Below are 15633 nucleotides of genomic sequence, written 5' to 3' on the forward strand. Positions count from 1 at the left end.
GTCATCCCATTCCACTCCATTTTTTATCAGATATTCGATACAATATAGTTCAGTTGAACTTATACAGTTTTATAATTTTATTGAGGAGAATAGATGAAAAAGATTTTGAAAATTGCAGTGCTGGCATTGCTGGTACCGGCAAGCGTCATGGCAGCAGAATTCTGGGTGGGGCTTTTTGCAAAAGATACAGGTTTTACCGGCCAGTCCTATACGACCAGCAAAAGTCTTGCACATTTAAAAACGAACATTGAGAATGAATGGGCAAAAGGCTATGACCTTATCGACGTCTCCTACGGACATGATGCCTGGATGGCACTCTATGCAGAAGGTACGGACTACAAGGAGCAGGCCTACATGCACAGACGTGATATTCAAAAGTTCAAAGAGGCGGTCAAAGCATATGAGGCGAAAGGATTTAAACTGGTCAATATCGAGTATGGGGCAGGTGACTGGCTGGGGATCTTTGCGCAGGGAAGCAGGTACGAAGATGTTCTGTTCGAATCGACAAGATACCGCGATGACTTTGAAAAAATCATTGTCAAACACTGGAGAGAGGGCTATATGCTCATAGATGTGGAAGCTGCCGAGGGCTACTGGACAGGTATATTTGCCAAGAATACCGGGTTCAAGGATCAGGCCTATACCATGGTCGATGAGTGGGAACTTGTCAGTCCGCAGATCAAAAAACGCTGGAAAGCAGGTTACAGACTGGTGAACATCGAATACACTGCAGGCGAATGGTTTCTTATTTTTGCTGTCTATCCCAAAGAGAGAGAAGAACTCTTCGCCAACAATAAAGATATTGAGGATTTCCAGGAAACGATCCGTAAAAACTGGAAAAAAGGCTATTACCTGATCGATCTTGCCAGCGGCAGGGACTGATCACCGGGATCATCCGCATTTCCCGGGGGCACATTTCATGCCTCCGCACTTTCCTTCCAGTTTGCTTTTCACGCTTCCTGTCTGCATACTGTCGATCATTTGCTGCATCTCTTTGGGATGTGCAATGAATTTGTAGCCTTTATAGAGTGTGTAGAATCCGTAAAAAACCACAAGCATAGCAGCCAGTTTCATCATAGTACCTCTCAAGGAGCCCTTTTGAAGGAACTTCGTGACTGTTCCCAAAAAGAAGAGTGCCGGAATGGTTGCAAGACCGAAGGTAGCCATGACGATGGCACCCCAGAGCGGACTGGCCGTAGCTGCCGCAAAGATGGCAAAAGAGTAGACCAGCCCGCAGGGGATGATACCGTTGAGCATCCCGAGCAGGTAGAAACTTGAAAGAGAATTGCTGCTGATGAGTTTCCTGAACATGTCCTGGTACCATCTGTTCTTCGAGACAGACCATTCTGCCGAATTGAGGAACTTGAGATTTCCCAGCAGGGAAAGCCCGGCAGCCACCATCAGGATACCGGTAATGACAAAGAGCACTCCTTTGGTCGTCGGGGTAAAGGCTATGGCTTTTCCCATTAGACCAAACAGAGCTCCCAATATACTGTAGGTGGTAACCCTTCCGAAGTTGTAGGCAAGATGTGAGATGGTCTGTCTTACCCATGAAGCCTTATGATCAATCTTGCTTGAGCTGTAAGCAACGACGATTCCTCCGCACATACCGATGCAGTGTCCTACACTGCCGAGAAAAGCCGTACTCAGGATGATGAGCAGATCAATATTGTTCATTATTATCTCGCTTTGGTTTAAAAATTATAAAACTATAGTCTTTTTTTGTTAAAATGGTGTTAAGTTAACCTCTAATAACAAGTGATACTCTAAGGAATATAATGCTTAAAACATTCAAAAGAAATGTCATGAAAATGTTCAGGGAGGTGCTGGTCTACCACAACAGCTCTCTGGAGTTTCGTGCAAAGCTGCTGACACTGATGATCACATCGGATGGGGAGATAAACGAATGTGAACGGCAGAAGCTCAAAGAGATCGCCCATACGATCTATCATGACGATCAGGAGCGTGCGGAACTTCTGATCGATACAGTTTATGAGTTTCACACCAAGATCATGACTGATAACGGTCTGGATTTTGAACACCTTGTCGCACAGGTCAACAGAGAGGTCAAAGAGGTAAAACGCTTCTGCAATAAGATCGATATCGGCCTTTTGATGCAGCTGCATGAATGTGTAGAGGATGAAGATGATGAAGCACTCTTTCAAATGCGTATCATTGAATTCCTTCAGAGTTTAAAAGAGGAGTGCAAGGTATAAAGATGGAGTGGTACAGATTTATCATTTACGGGAGGGTGCAGGGAGTTTTCTACCGAAAGTTCGTTTCACAGGCCCTGATGAGAAAACAGATAAAAGGGTACATGAAAAACCTGCCTGATGGTACCGTGGAAGTGGTAGTTGAGATCTTTGATGATGATTTCGACAGTGTCATGAAAATACTAAAAGAGGGCTCGCCTCTGAGCATTGTCGAAGAGATAAGCTATGAGATCATAGATGATGCAGAATTTAATACGGATGGTTTTGAGATAAGGTATTGAATGCGATGGAAGATGGAGGATGTTGGTATGTTTTTCAGAAAAAAAGATTTGTTGTCGTAGGGTGGCGCATTCATGTCCACCACATGAGGAAAACAGTCCCGTAGGGTGGGCATTGCCCACCGCATAAGGAAAGCGGCATAAAAACAGACTTTATAGCGAAAGCCTTAAAGCAGACAATGAATTAAAAGGAGTAGCAGATGGCAAGCGGATGGGGATGCCAGTTTATGGGAAAGAACGGTGATATTAAAGATTGGTGCATGAAACTACACCATCCCTGTGATCCGGGATGCAAAGGTTGCATTATCTACGGACAGGTAGAATTCTCCCAGCCTCAGGTAGATGAGGAACAGGAAAAAAAAGCCAAGAAACGCAGCGACAATCCTCTGGGGGAGCGTTGATCAGTCTACTTTTTCTGAGAATTTTTCCATCAGCTTTGCGATCTTTGGTGGAATGACTGCATTACAGTAGCCCTGCATCGGGTTCTGTCTGTAATAGTCCTGGTGATAGGCTTCTGCCGGATAATAGTTTTTCAGTGCTTCAAGTGTGGTGACAATAGGAGTACTATAGTCAGTCTGTGCACGTTCGATAGCTTTTTTTGCCGCTTCGAGCTCTTCATCATTTTGATAGCAGATGCAGGAACGGTACTGTGTGCCGACATCGGCACCCTGACGGTTGAGTGTGGTTGGGTTGTGTGTCGCAAAGAAGACATCGAAGAGGGTGTCGAGGTCGATGATCTCATTATCATAAGTGATCTTGATGACTTCCGCATAGCCTGTGTCGCCTCCGCATATCATGCGGTAGTTCGGGTTGGGTATGTCACCGTTGGCATAGCCGCTCTCCACATCACTGACCCCTCTAAGCAGTTCAAATACCGCTTCAGTACACCAGAAACATCCGCCGCCTACAATCAATTCTTTTTGTGCCATTTTTATTCCTTTAGGGGAGCGCTAATAAATGTGACAAAAGTCACATTCATATGTATAAGATGTGTTATAATATCCAAGAAAATAAAAACTATCATAAAATATAGGAGCTTTTACAATGAATATAAATGTAGTATGTCCCCACTGTCTCAAAGTAAACAGAATTCCCAAGAAAGAGCATTATACCAAAGCCAATTGCGGGGCATGTAAAAAATCGTTGCTGGACAGCAAACCTGTCTCTGTCGATACGAATAAACTGGGGATATTCCTTGCCAATTCGGATATTCCGGTGGTCGTGGATTTCTGGGCACCATGGTGCGGTCCCTGTCTGCAGATGGCGCCGGCATTTGAAGAGGCTGCTTTGGCTATGCCGCTTCAGGCACAGTTCCTGAAGGTCAATACCGAAGAACAGCAGTCCTTGGGTGCACAGTACGGTATACGCAGTATTCCGACGCTGATCGTCTTCAGGAACGGTACGCAGATCGATCAGGTCAGTGGAGCCTTGAGTGCGGGAAGATTGCAAAGCTGGGTAAAACAGTTTGTCTAAGATCCTGCTCCTTGAAGATGATGCCAATCTCAATGAGACCGTAACGGAGTTTCTTGAAGAGGAAGGGCATAAAGTTGTCTCTGTCTATGACGGCTATGAAGCCCAGGAAAAGCTCTATGAGAGCAAGTATGATTTATTACTTCTTGACATAAATGTACCGGGTATTGATGGTCTTGAACTGCTTAAGGAGAGTAGGGAAGAAGGTGTGGTAGCACCGGCTATTTTCATTACATCGATGGATTCGGTTGATGATCTTGAGAGAGGGTTTCAAAGCGGTTGTGATGACTACATTCGTAAACCCTTTGCACTAAAAGAACTGAAGATCCGTGTTGAGACCCTACTCAAACGCAGTTTCTTTCATGAATCCAAAGAATTGATAGCCATCGATGAGAACATCTCTTATGATAGCAAAAACGGAGAGCTGATCATCGACGGTGAGAGTGTTTCTCTGGGCAATAAGGAGTCCCGCCTGCTCAAACTCTTTGTCAAAAAAGAGGGAGAAGTTCTGGCGCATGAACGTATTTATGAGCATCTCTGGGACTATGATGAAGAGCCGAGCGATACGGCACTTCGAACCTATATAAAAAATCTTCGCAAGATCATCGGTAAGGAAAGAATTGTTAGCATCAAGAAACAGGGATACAAATTCATTGCTAAAAAGTGAAAAAAAATCCCTCTTAAGGTTCTTGGCACTCTATACGTCCCTGGTGATCCTGCTTATCACACTGCTGTCCATCTTCTACTACCAGAGCCAGGAGAAGCTGATGTTCTCCAATCAGCGTGCAGAGCTTTCCAAATATGCCTACATACAGACCAAGCGTCTGAAGGTTCTGCACTATTTTTTTCCTGAGCGTACCACCTATCCCCGGGATCCACGCTTTAAATCGGCCATTTACGATATTGAATATAAGAAAATATTTTCTCTTCTTGAAAATGAGAATATCCATTTTAATGAAGAGATATACAGGGCCGGCAATTATATCCATTTTGTCAAACTTCTTGATACCTATTATCTTGGGACCAAATACCTTATTATAGAAGTACCGGAAGATATGGCCTGGAAAAAGGAAGCCTGGAAGCAGATCGCTATTGGCAGCGTATTGGCTTTCATACTCTTTATGGTTTTCGGGCTTATCCTGGCACGACTCTTTCTGAAACCGATGCGTGACTCCATCGTACTGCTGGACCGATTTATCAAGGATACGACCCACGAACTCAATACGCCGCTTTCCGCTATTCTGACCAATATAGAGATGATGGATACAGATGTGATGGCGGAGAAGAACAAAAAGAAACTCAACCGTATCAATATTGCAGCCAAGACCGTTTCACAACTCTATAAAGACTTGACCTACCTGACCCTTAAACAGGAACAGAAGGATCATAAAGAAGAGATAGAACTTCAGGGGCTTATACGTGACCGAATAGAATATTTTACGGCATTGGCAAATACCAAACAGTTGTATTTTGAACTCGATACGGAAAATGTGATCATCCACGCCGACAAACAGAAGATCACCCGTGTGATAGACAATCTCCTCTCCAATGCGATCAAATATAATAAAAGAGGTGGTACTATCAGTATCAAATTGCGTATCGGCAGCCTGGAGGTCAGTGATACGGGTGTCGGTATAGATGAAGAGAAGATACCGTTCATTTTCGACCGCTACATGCGCTTTAACCAGAGCGAAGGGGGATTCGGCGTCGGGTTGAGTATTGTTAAAAAGATACTCGATGAGTATCATATCAAAATAGAGGTATACTCAACAATAAATAAAGGAACCAAAATGGTACTCACATGGTGAGAACCGTAAGAAAATGTGAACTGCTTCACATTTTTAGGTTCGAAACCGGAGCGGTGGAGCAAAGCGACCCGTACAGGCCAACCGTAAGAAAATGTGAACTGCTTCACATTTTTAGGTTTGAAACTGTGAAAGCCGTTAAATGAACGAGAAGAGTTTCTCGTTCATAGGCTTGGAACCGAAGGCGTTGTCTTACAAAGACCGCCGTAGGAAAGTCAAAGTAAAACAAAATTAATAGGAGAATGAGATTGATACAAAAATTACTGTTTATTGTCGTGCTGTTTACAGCCATACTGTCTGCCCAGAACGTCTATGAGCGCAATTGTGTCCCATGCCATAAGGATCTGTCGACTTCGCTGCAGCAGATGTTTAAAAAGTATCTGTTGGTCTATAGTGGAGAACAGAATGTCAAAGCGGGTATCATACACTATCTGCAATACCCCAACAGAAGTATCTCTGTGATGTCGAAACTTTTTATTGAGAGTTTCGGTATTAAAAAGAAAACGACACTTTCCCCAGAAGAGCTGAACAGAGCTGTCGATATCTACTGGGAAAAGTTTAAGGTTTTTAATAAGTTGAAGTAGATACAATGTTTTTATATTATATTAGTTTATATAAAAAAGGAGTGTATAAATGAAAAAACTGATGGGAACGGTAGCGCTTGCGCTGCTCGTAACAATGACTGTACCGACAGTTTCCATGGCCGCATCCAAAGCAAAAAAAGGCCAGAAGATATTTAAAAAGAAATTCCGTAAAGCCTGCGGTTTTTCCGGAGTGAGGTTTTCAAGGAATCATACACAGGCAGAGTGGGAGGAAATTTACGAAAAAGGTAAATTCCAGAATGAAGCAAAAAAGATCTGCCCCAGACTCAAACTTAAGAAGATCAAAAAGTCATGGTGGCCGTATGTATATGAGTTCTCTCACAAATATGCAAGCGATGGCATTGTTCCCAAATGTTAAAATAGGTATACTCATATAAATAATAAGTATATTTTAGTCATATATGTAACTTCAGGAAGCAGTTTTTAAAAAAAGCTGCTTTTTTTCTACATGCCCTTCACAATCTTTTCACAATTCCATGGTATCATCTCTTTGTCTTGAAATTAATAAAAGGATGAACAATGACAAAAATGACTAAATTGGCTCTGGCCGCACTTCTTGGTATGGCTGTACTTTCTACAACAGCTTCTGCCAATCCAAACAAAGGTAAAAAGATCTACATGAAGAAAATGAAAGCCAAATGTGGATTCTCAGGTGCCAAATTTGCTACCAAGCATACTCAGGATGAGTGGGAGAAGATCAAGAATGCCGGTAAGTTTGCTGGTGAAGCTGCAAAGATCTGTCCGGGACTTAAGTTGAAAGAAAAATACATCAATGATGTATATGACTTTGCACATGAGTATGCATCTGATTCAGGTAACGTACCAAGCTGTTAAGCCAGCGTTATTATTAATATAATATTAAGCTTTGGAAGTATATCATATGTTCCAATCGATCGGGGAAGTGTGGATATACTTTCTTTAGATCGCTTAAACAAACTTTACTAAAAGGAAGAAACAATGAAAAAAATCGTAATTGCAACATTATTTGCTGGATCAACTCTACTTATGGCAGACGGTGCCGCACTTTTTGCTAAATGTGCAGGGTGTCACGGACAAAACGGTGAAAAAGCTGCTCTTGGTAAATCAGCAATCATCAAAGGTCAAGATGCTGCTAAAACAGTAGAGCAACTTAAAGGTTACAAAGCAGGTACACTTAACCAACATGGTATGGGTGCACTTATGAAAGGTCAGGTTGCTTCTATGAGCGATGCTGATATTCAAGCTGTAGCTGATCATATCGCTGCAATGAAATAATTTTTGTTGATTTGCACGCATCTTTTTGGGATGTGTGCAGTCACTTACATTATAGTAAGCTCCTTTACACAAACCCAAAATCTACATACAGCATTCTTAATTTCCACTACTACATTTCCCCGCTTCACATTTCATACTGCCGTTACTTACTTTTATTGGTACTTTTTTCTCTTTCTTTTCAAGAGTGATCTTATTCTCAAAAGATTCAGTTTTATTATTTTCCCGGATGGTTAACCTGCCTGTTTCAGGGTCACGTACACAGTTGTAAAGCGCTTTGGTTGTCTTGGCCTTCAGTACACAGTCTCGCCGTTTGTCCTCTTTCTTTATTTGGTCAAGAATGTTCATCTTTTTTTTGACCAGTACGGCAGAACCGTCCACCATACTCGACCCGCATTTTCCTGCACCGCATTTCATGCCGCCTTCGGTAAGGGATTTGTTTTTTTCCTTGTCGGAACAACCTGTTAGCAGCAGTATGGCTGCTGATAGAATGAGGAGTGTCGGCATGTTTTTCTTTTGAAAAGCTTTTGTTTCAAATGTCTGCATTGTCTTTCCTTGTGTAGGGTGCTGTGTCCCCACAGCACCATTTATATGATGTTGGTTTTTGGTGCCGTCAGGGGACAGCACCCTACGCGGTGTGTTGCTTTATTGTTTTTTCAGCTTATGCTTCTCATACATCTCATAAAAGATCGGTATCAAAAGCAAGCTTAACACAGCGGAGCTTACAACCCCGCCAATCATCGGTGCGGCGATACGCTGCATGACCTCTGAACCCACACCGTGCGTGTACATGATAGGCAGAAGACCGGCCAGAATCGCGAAGACGGTCATCAGTTTGGGTCTGACCCTCTGTACAGCCCCTTCATAGATGGCATTGTTCAAATGCTTCAGATCGAATTTGTCACCCAGCCTCGCCTCTGTTTCCTCAACGGCTTCCTGCAGATAGACGATCATTACAATGGCCGTTTCAGCCGCGACCCCGAGAAGGGCAAGGAAACCGACGATAATTGCGATACTCATGTTGAAACCAAGTATATCCACATAGAAGAATCCTCCCAGCAGAGCGAAGGGCAGTGTGAAGAATACGATCAGTGTAGGTACCATTTCACCGAGTGCGAAATAGATGAGTACCAGAATGACCAGCAGTACGGTCGGGATGATCCACTTGATCTTCTTCATCGCCGATGCAAGATATTCCGACTGTCCTGCCCACTCGATGTAATAGCCTGCAGGCAGTTTGAGATTTTTCAAGGCTTTCATTGCTTCTTCTTTGTAGGTCACGACGCTCATTCCGAGTTGAGGTGTAATGTAAATGAATGTCACCGGCGTTGCCATTTCACTCTTGATGACCGAAGCGCTCTGTCTGTACTCCACTTCGGCAAAGGTCGAAAGCGGAACAAAGCCCAGCGGTGTCTTGACCTGGATGTTACGTATCTCGTCGAGATTGCGGCGTTCCTCCTCTTCGAAGCGCAGCGCGATGGGGTAACGCTCCAGGCCCTTGTACATAGTAGTGATCTTCTTGCCGCCGATGGCTGCGGAAGTGTACTCGAGGATGACGGATTTGCTTATGCCGTAACGCTTGAGTGCTTCGGTATCTATATTGATATCGATGAAGAAACCGGCACTGGCCTGGTCGGATATGACAGACTGCGTACTTTTGAGGTTACGCAGCGTACTCTCGATCTTAAGCGCGACCTCCTGCAGTCCTTTGGCATCCTTTCCGTAGAGTTTGATCCCCAGTGGTGTCCTGATACCCGAGAGCAGCATATCGATACGCCCGCGGATAGGGTAGGTCCATGAATTGACAAGGCCTGGGACCTGCAGGGCTTTGTCCATTTCCGCCATCAGTTTCTCCGTGGTCATTCCCGGACGCCACTGATCCTTGGGTTTGAAGGTGATGATGGTCTCTATCATCCCCAGCGGTGCAGGGTCGGTTGCGGAGTTCGCACGTCCGCCTTTACCGAATACCGTCGCCACTTCAGGAAAGCTTTTGATGATCTTGTCCGTTTTCTGCGTCAGTGCCTTGCTCTGGTCTATGGAAATCCCGTAAGGCGTGACAGGCATATACATGACCGTCTGCTCATCGAGCATCGGCATGAATTCCCAGTTGAGCTTCTGGTAAAGCGGTACGGCCAAAAGAAGCAGCCCCGCAGCGATCGCGATGACCAGGTATTTAAATTTCAGTCCGTATATCAGGATCGGGTGGTAGAGCCAAATGAAAAAACGATTCAGGGGGTTCTTTGACTCAGGGATGATCTTTCCCTTGACGAAATAGATCATCAATACAGGAACCAGTGTGACGGCGAGGAGTGCTCCTGCTGTCATGGCAAAGGTCTTCGTAAAGGCCAGCGGCGTGAAGAGCAGTCCTTCCTGTCCGGAAAGGGCAAAGATAGGCAGGAATGAGACCACAACCAGTGCCAGCGCAAAGAAGATCGGACGGCCGACGACCTGTGAAGCTTTGACGATCGCCTCGATACGTTCTTTGTTTGTCAGGTCGCGTTCCCGTCTTTTCTCCTCCTTGTGTATGGCCTTGTGTGCATTTTCTATCATGACGATGGAGGCATCGACCATGGCACCGATGGCAATGGCGATACCTCCCAGGCTCATGATGTTCGATCCGATACCGAAGAGTTTCATAAGAAGGAAGGTCAGGCCTATGGTAAGCGGCAGGACGATAAGGACAATGAGAGAAGAACGCAGGTGCATCAGGAAAAGCCCGATGATGATGACCACGATAATGCTCTCTTCGATCAGTGTGCTTTTAAGGGTATTGACCGCTTTGCCGATGAGCTCGGAACGGTCGTAGGTAGTGACCACATCAACCCCTTCCACTTTCAGCTCTTTCATTTTGGCTTTGATACGCTGCAGGGCAGAGTAGACATCTTCGCCGTAACGCAGCATCACGATACCGCCGACCACTTCACCTTCACCGTTCAGGTCCGCCATACCGCGTCTTGCGGCCGGTACTTTTTCCACACGACCGATGTCTCCCAGTGTCAGGGGTACACCGCCTTTGGTGGTGATAACGAGATTTCGTATCTCGTCGAGATCTTTGATGTATCCCTTTGCCTGTACCATCCACTCATAGCCGTTCTGTATAATGATCCGCCCGCCGGTGTCGTTGTTGTTCTCTTTGAGCGTGCGTGCCACATCTTTAATGGAGAGATTGTACTGCACCAGTGCATCGTTGTTGACCGTCACCTGATAGGTAGGGATGAATCCGCCGATCGTTGCCACTTCTGAGACACCGTCCACACCCATGAGGGCATATTTATAGTAATAATCCTGCAGGGTACGCAGCTCTTCAAGGTTTTTGGTCTTGGAGGTCAGGGCATATTCATAGGCCCAGCCTACACCGGATGCGTCGGGGCCCAGTGTCACTTCCATGTCATCGGGAAGCTGGCTCTGAATGGAAGCGAGCTGCTCGAGTACACGTGATCTTGCCCAGTAAAGGTCCGTTCCCTCTTTGAAAATAATGTAAATGAGCGCATTCTCATAGGTAGAGAATCCACGCACTGTCTCGATGTTCGACACGGCAAGAAACTGGGAGACCAGAGGGTAGGTACCCTGATCTTCGATGGTTTCCGGACTCTGTCCTTTCCATGTGACCTGGACGATTACCTGCGGAGGAGAAAGGTCGGGCAGAGCATCGAGAGGGGTGTTCCTCATGGACCAGATGGACCCCATTACGATGAAGAGGGCAGCCATCAGGACCAGAAAACGGTTCTTGACACTGAAGGAGATTAGTTTTTCAATCATAGTGTGTCCTAATATATACTGTTGATCTGGGCATCTGAGTCCATCATGAAGAGTGCATTGTTTACAACGGATTCTCCTTCAGACAAGCCTTTTTTGACGACGAAGTACTGGTTGTCGAGCGGTTCGAGTTCTATCTTGACTGGTTCATACTCTCCTTTGAATTCCGTGGCGATAAAGGCATACCACCTGCCGTCTTTTCTCAGTGCAGCAGTACGCGGGATCACCAGGTCGGTCTGTTTCTTGCCGGAAGCATGTACTTTGGCATACATACCGGGTTTAAGCTCTTCGTTTGGGTTGTCGACAACAAGGCGCAGTGTCGCTGTCGCCTCTTTGGGGTCGAGTCTTGGGTAGAGCAGGGTTTTTCTGGCTTTGAATACGGTTGGGATACCTTCTGCCTTTACAGTAAAGTGCTGAAGTGTGTTGAGCTTGGCGAGTTCTTTTTGAAAGAGTTTCGCTTCGAGCCAAACCTGTTCAAGGTTGACGATCTCAAAAAGCATCGCCTGCTTCTTAAAACTTGATCCTTCATTGATCTTCTTGGAAAAGATCCAGCCTGACATCGGTGCGTAGATAGTCGTATAGAGATTGATCTTCCGTGTTGATCTGATCTGCTCGATCTCTTTATCACTTATGTTGAGCAGTCTGAGTTTCTCTCTGGCCCCTCTAAGCATACCTGGCGATGAGCGCTGTGCATTGAACTTGAGCGAATTCAGGTAGTCCTGCTTGGCTTTATAAACCTCCGGAGAATAGACTTTTGCAAGCGCATCTCCTTTTTTGACTTTTTTGTAGAGTGTGTCTGCAAACAGCGCTTCGACATAGCCTTCATACCAGGCCACGACATCGACCCTGCGTGAATCCTCCACGACGATATAGCCGTAGTTAACTTGCTCCTTTGCCGCTTTCAGACGTTTGACTTTCACGGTCCTGACATTAAAAAGCTGTTCGATGATACGTCGGTTCTTCTTCTCATGTGCCTTTTTGGGGTCAGGCTTCTTTGCCTGTGCTGCTTCTTTTTTCAGCATGGCAGTATGCTCTTCGGTTGTCATATCGGGCATCGCTTCCGATTTGGCCGGTTCAGGTTTTTTGGGAATAGCTTTTTGGGTTGCCTCTTTGCCTGTACTGCATTTTCCGGATTCACATTTCATCTCTGCCTGTGCCGAGATGGTGAAAAGTACAAGAGTAAGTATAAAGGTTTTGAATATTTTGTTTTCCATTATTTTATGTTTCCTATCAGTGATTTGAGCTTGGCTACGCTTCTGAGATATTGCGCCTTGGCAACGATCCTTTCTTCATCGAGGTCGAGTTTCTGTTCCAGCAGATTGGTATAGGTAAAGAGGTCTTCACCGCTTTCAATGGAAGCTTCATTGAGTTCAAACATATGTTGAAGCTTGGGCATACTGTCGTTCTGAATGATCTGGTAGATGTGGTATGCCTCTTTCATCTGTGCATAGTTCACCCGTATTTCACTCTCAAGTGCTGCACGGTAATCCAGTGCCGCGCTTTTTGCTGCCAGGACTTCTTTGCGCGCCGCTTCCGTTTCAAGCTTTTCCGAACCGAGGATAGGCAGGGTGAACCCTACGGCGACGCTGGCATAGTCCTCATACTCCTTACGGTTGAAATAGCCTACCTGAACGAAAGGGTCCGGGTTACTTTCGAGCTCTTTTATTCTTCGGTTGGCATCTGCCACTTTGATTTGTGAAAGGGTTTTATGATAGGCTGGATTGTGCTCAAGCTTTGAGAGGTAAAACCTTAGTGATCTCGGTTTTTTTAGATGCAGTCTGTCGGAAATAGATATGTTCTTCTTCTGTACCAGGTAGGCAAGTTTGGCTTCCTGGCTTTTCATCACCGCCTTGTATCTTTCACTCCGAATATGCAGTCGTGAGAGCATCAACTCCGCTGCCATACTGTTAGAGTGGCTCATGCTGTCTGTGGCGGTATAGGCATCATAGAGTGCAATGTTCTGTTTTGTAAGCTTTTTATATTGTCCGATGATACGGAGCCGTTCCCTGATCTCAAGAATGGTATAGGAGGTCGTTCGGATCTCCTCTGCCAGCTTGATCCTTGCAATGTCATAAGAATCCAGAATGACATTTTTCTGTGCACGTGTGAAATGCTCCCTTGCATCGATCTTGCCGAACCAGGGGAAACGCTGTTTCACATTGATCGCCTGATACTGCATGGGTTCGATGCCTCTGTTGGTCGGATCATCGAACTGGATATCGCTCATGTTGAGTAGCATCTCCGGGTTGGACCAGTTCCTGCTTTTCGCTATACGGTCATCCATCGCTGAGAGTAGATGTTGGATCGTCTGAAGAGAGGGGTGTTTTTTCAGTGAGTAATCTATAAGTTGGTTAATGCTCTGTGCCTGCAGCAGTGTAACTGCTATTGCAAGAATGAAGAGGAAAAGTCGCATGGTTCGTCCCTAAATTGTAGATAAACATATTTTACATAAATTATGTGCAAGAAGTGTGTATATGGTGTTTAAATTAAAATACAATGAGTTCTATAGATTTACTTTATATTAAAGATGTTTTAGGTTAAACTGTTCTTTTAATCCGAGTTTAAGGTGATCAGATATGACGGGAATTTCAACTAAGACGATCTATGCTGTTGCGGCACTTCATGAACTAAGTCAGGTTCAGGATGATGCGCTGCTCAAGATCAAAGAGATTGCTGCACGTGCGAATGTTCCCCAGAATTTTCTGGAGCAGATACTGCTTGAACTCAAAAAACAGCATATTCTTGTCAGTATCAAAGGAGCCCATGGCGGCTACAGGCTTGCAAAGCAGCTTAAGGACATCACACTGAAAGATATCGTAATGGCACTTGAGACCGATGCGCTCTCCGAAGTATGCAGGACGAATAACCCGGCACTGAAACTCTTCTGGGAAGATATCAGAGACGGGGTGGCGAACGTGTTCGATATTCCGCTTTCCGAATTGAAAAGCTATCAGCAAAAAGCCAACGATACACTTAATTACTCCATATAGGAAAATGAGATGACAAAAGATTTTAACTATTTCAATACACTTCTTGTCCAGAGTGTAGGTTCTAAAACAGGACCTATTGCTCCCACTATAATTCCTTCCGCTGCTTATGGTTATGCAGATGCACAGGAGGCAGAAGGAATATTCGCCGGAGAGGTGAACCTTCCGCTTTATGCGAGAGTAGGTAATCCGACCAATGCAAAACTTGAATCGATCGTTGCAAAAATGGAAGGTGGAGTCGGTGCCATCGCTACTGCTTCAGGTATGGGTGCCATCTCCATGGTGACCACAGCTTTCCTGAAAGCAGGGGATGAAGTGCTCTGTATCGGTGGTTTTTTCGGAGGGACCTATACGTTGATCAATGAAACGATGAGGCGTTTCGGTATCGGTAACTCCTTTTGTGAGGTAGATGATTTCCTTCAAATCGAAGAAACACTCAAACTCGGTATCAAGATGGTGATCATGGAGAGTGTGGGCAATCCGAGCCTCAGACTGCCTGATATTAAAAGGATTGCAGAACTGTGCAATACCTATGAGACACTTCTGATGGTAGACAATACAGCCACACCTCTTCTGATGCAGCCATTGGCACTGGGTGCGGACATCGTGGTGCACTCTTCGACCAAAAACATGAGCGGACACTCGGCGTCGCTTGGTGGTGTTGCTGTCTTCAGAGCTGTGCAGGAAGAGAGTGACAAACTGCATCATAAAAAATATGCGGACCTCCACAAAATCGTGAATAAAATGGGAAAGAAAGCCTTTATTCCTATCTGCAAGAAAAGGGCGATAAGGGACATGGGTATGACAGCCAATGCCTTTGGGGCATTCCTGACGATGCTTGGACTTGAAACCCTTGCGCTCAGAATGGAACGTGTTAACGATTCCGTAGCAAAAATTGCCAAGATACTCGATGAAAAGCTTCCTGACGGTGTCAGTGTGAATCATCCAAGCCTGACTTCGAGTATGGATCATGAACGATATATGAAAGATTATGCACAGGGTTGCGGGCCTCTTTTGACACTGGACTGTGGTACGAAAGAAAAGGCCTTCACCTTGCTAAACGCTCTTCAAATGGTCATACAAACAGCGAATATCGGGGATAACAGAACACTTGCCCTTCATATGGCCAGTACGATCTACAGCGACTTTGATGAAGAAACTCGAAAGTCCCTTGGTGTACACGAAGGACTTATCCGTGTCTCCATTGGTCTGGAAGACCCTGAAGTGATCGCGGAAGACTTTCTTCAGGCAGCTGCTGCTCTTTAAGGATA

Annotated in this window: 19 protein-coding genes; 13 read left to right on the forward strand and 6 right to left on the reverse strand. The window is 45.2% G+C overall.

Annotation, left to right across the window (positions count from 1 at the left end):
• Positions 1 to 93: 93 nt before the first annotated feature.
• A complete protein-coding gene (locus tag YH65_RS03845; protein WP_046550708.1) occupies positions 94 to 882 on the forward strand; it encodes a DUF7477 domain-containing protein in 789 nt (262 codons plus the stop codon).
• Positions 883 to 891: 9 nt separating this feature from the next.
• Here the strand turns inward: YH65_RS03845 and YH65_RS03850 are convergent, their stop codons facing one another.
• Positions 892 to 1677 (reverse strand): sulfite exporter TauE/SafE family protein, encoded by a 786-nt coding sequence (locus tag YH65_RS03850; RefSeq protein ID WP_046550709.1) that lies wholly within the window; start codon positions 1675 to 1677, stop codon positions 892 to 894.
• A 101-nt stretch (positions 1678 to 1778) separates the two neighbouring features.
• Here YH65_RS03850 and YH65_RS03855 point away from each other — a divergent pair, with 101 nt between their 5' ends.
• The 3 genes from YH65_RS03855 (at position 1779) to YH65_RS03865 (ending at position 2892) form a co-directional block, all read left to right on the forward strand.
• Positions 1779 to 2216, forward strand: a complete 438-nt coding sequence (locus tag YH65_RS03855) for a hypothetical protein (protein ID WP_046550710.1) — start codon at positions 1779 to 1781, stop codon at positions 2214 to 2216.
• A 2-nt stretch (positions 2217 to 2218) separates the two neighbouring features.
• Positions 2219 to 2494: an acylphosphatase gene (locus YH65_RS03860; protein ID WP_046550711.1), complete on the forward strand. Its 276-nt coding sequence runs from the start codon at positions 2219 to 2221 to the stop codon at positions 2492 to 2494.
• A 197-nt stretch (positions 2495 to 2691) separates the two neighbouring features.
• Positions 2692 to 2892: a hypothetical protein gene (locus YH65_RS03865; protein ID WP_046550712.1), complete on the forward strand. Its 201-nt coding sequence runs from the start codon at positions 2692 to 2694 to the stop codon at positions 2890 to 2892.
• Here YH65_RS03865 and msrA read toward each other — a convergent pair whose 3' ends face one another.
• The gene (msrA, locus tag YH65_RS03870; RefSeq protein WP_046550713.1) at positions 2893 to 3420 is read right to left on the reverse strand and encodes a peptide-methionine (S)-S-oxide reductase MsrA; all 528 of its coding nucleotides are present in this window, start codon (positions 3418 to 3420) and stop codon (positions 2893 to 2895) included.
• A gap of 115 nt (positions 3421 to 3535) precedes the next feature.
• Between msrA and trxC the strand changes: the two genes are divergently transcribed.
• The 7 genes from trxC (at position 3536) to YH65_RS03905 (ending at position 7622) form a co-directional block, all read left to right on the forward strand.
• Positions 3536 to 3964 (forward strand): thioredoxin TrxC, encoded by a 429-nt coding sequence (trxC, locus tag YH65_RS03875; RefSeq protein WP_046550714.1) that lies wholly within the window; start codon positions 3536 to 3538, stop codon positions 3962 to 3964.
• Complete coding sequence (locus tag YH65_RS03880; RefSeq protein ID WP_046550715.1) at positions 3957 to 4628, forward strand: response regulator transcription factor; 672 nt, start codon at positions 3957 to 3959, stop codon at positions 4626 to 4628. Before trxC ends, YH65_RS03880 begins: the two co-directional genes overlap by 8 nt.
• Positions 4629 to 4650: 22 nt before the next feature.
• Positions 4651 to 5769 (forward strand): sensor histidine kinase, encoded by a 1119-nt coding sequence (locus YH65_RS03885; RefSeq protein ID WP_084722089.1) that lies wholly within the window; start codon positions 4651 to 4653, stop codon positions 5767 to 5769.
• A 239-nt stretch (positions 5770 to 6008) separates the two neighbouring features.
• Complete coding sequence (locus tag YH65_RS03890) at positions 6009 to 6350, forward strand: hypothetical protein (protein ID WP_245609224.1); 342 nt, start codon at positions 6009 to 6011, stop codon at positions 6348 to 6350.
• A gap of 49 nt (positions 6351 to 6399) precedes the next feature.
• Entirely contained in the window at positions 6400 to 6726 is a 327-nt protein-coding gene (locus tag YH65_RS03895; RefSeq protein ID WP_046550717.1) for a hypothetical protein, read from the forward strand.
• A 161-nt stretch (positions 6727 to 6887) separates the two neighbouring features.
• Entirely contained in the window at positions 6888 to 7202 is a 315-nt protein-coding gene (locus YH65_RS03900) for a cytochrome c (RefSeq protein WP_046550718.1), read from the forward strand.
• 123 nt (positions 7203 to 7325) lie between these two features.
• On the forward strand, positions 7326 to 7622 hold the full coding sequence (locus YH65_RS03905) for a c-type cytochrome (RefSeq protein ID WP_046550719.1): 297 nt from the start codon (positions 7326 to 7328) through the stop codon (positions 7620 to 7622).
• Between the two features lie 96 nt (positions 7623 to 7718).
• Here the strand turns inward: YH65_RS03905 and YH65_RS03910 are convergent, their stop codons facing one another.
• The 4 genes from YH65_RS03910 to YH65_RS03925 all read right to left on the reverse strand — a co-directional run bounded on the left by YH65_RS03910 (position 7719) and on the right by YH65_RS03925 (position 13788).
• Complete coding sequence (locus YH65_RS03910) at positions 7719 to 8165, reverse strand: hypothetical protein (RefSeq protein ID WP_046550720.1); 447 nt, start codon at positions 8163 to 8165, stop codon at positions 7719 to 7721.
• Positions 8166 to 8264: 99 nt separating this feature from the next.
• Positions 8265 to 11378, reverse strand: a complete 3114-nt coding sequence (locus YH65_RS03915; protein WP_046550721.1) for an efflux RND transporter permease subunit — start codon at positions 11376 to 11378, stop codon at positions 8265 to 8267.
• A gap of 8 nt (positions 11379 to 11386) precedes the next feature.
• A complete protein-coding gene (locus YH65_RS03920; protein WP_052746081.1) occupies positions 11387 to 12589 on the reverse strand; it encodes an efflux RND transporter periplasmic adaptor subunit in 1203 nt (400 codons plus the stop codon).
• Positions 12589 to 13788, reverse strand: coding sequence for a TolC family protein (locus tag YH65_RS03925; RefSeq protein ID WP_046550722.1), 1200 nt, complete (start codon positions 13786 to 13788; stop codon positions 12589 to 12591). Before YH65_RS03925 ends, YH65_RS03920 begins: the two co-directional genes overlap by 1 nt.
• Before the next feature lie 163 nt (positions 13789 to 13951).
• Here YH65_RS03925 and YH65_RS03930 point away from each other — a divergent pair, with 163 nt between their 5' ends.
• A complete protein-coding gene (locus YH65_RS03930) occupies positions 13952 to 14365 on the forward strand; it encodes an RrF2 family transcriptional regulator (RefSeq protein ID WP_046550723.1) in 414 nt (137 codons plus the stop codon).
• A gap of 9 nt (positions 14366 to 14374) precedes the next feature.
• Positions 14375 to 15628, forward strand: a complete 1254-nt coding sequence (locus tag YH65_RS03935) for a PLP-dependent transferase (protein WP_046550724.1) — start codon at positions 14375 to 14377, stop codon at positions 15626 to 15628.
• Positions 15629 to 15633: the final 5 nt, after the last annotated feature.

The sequence above is a fragment of the Sulfurovum lithotrophicum genome, from assembly GCF_000987835.1.
GTDB classification, from domain to species: domain Bacteria; phylum Campylobacterota; class Campylobacteria; order Campylobacterales; family Sulfurovaceae; genus Sulfurovum; species Sulfurovum lithotrophicum.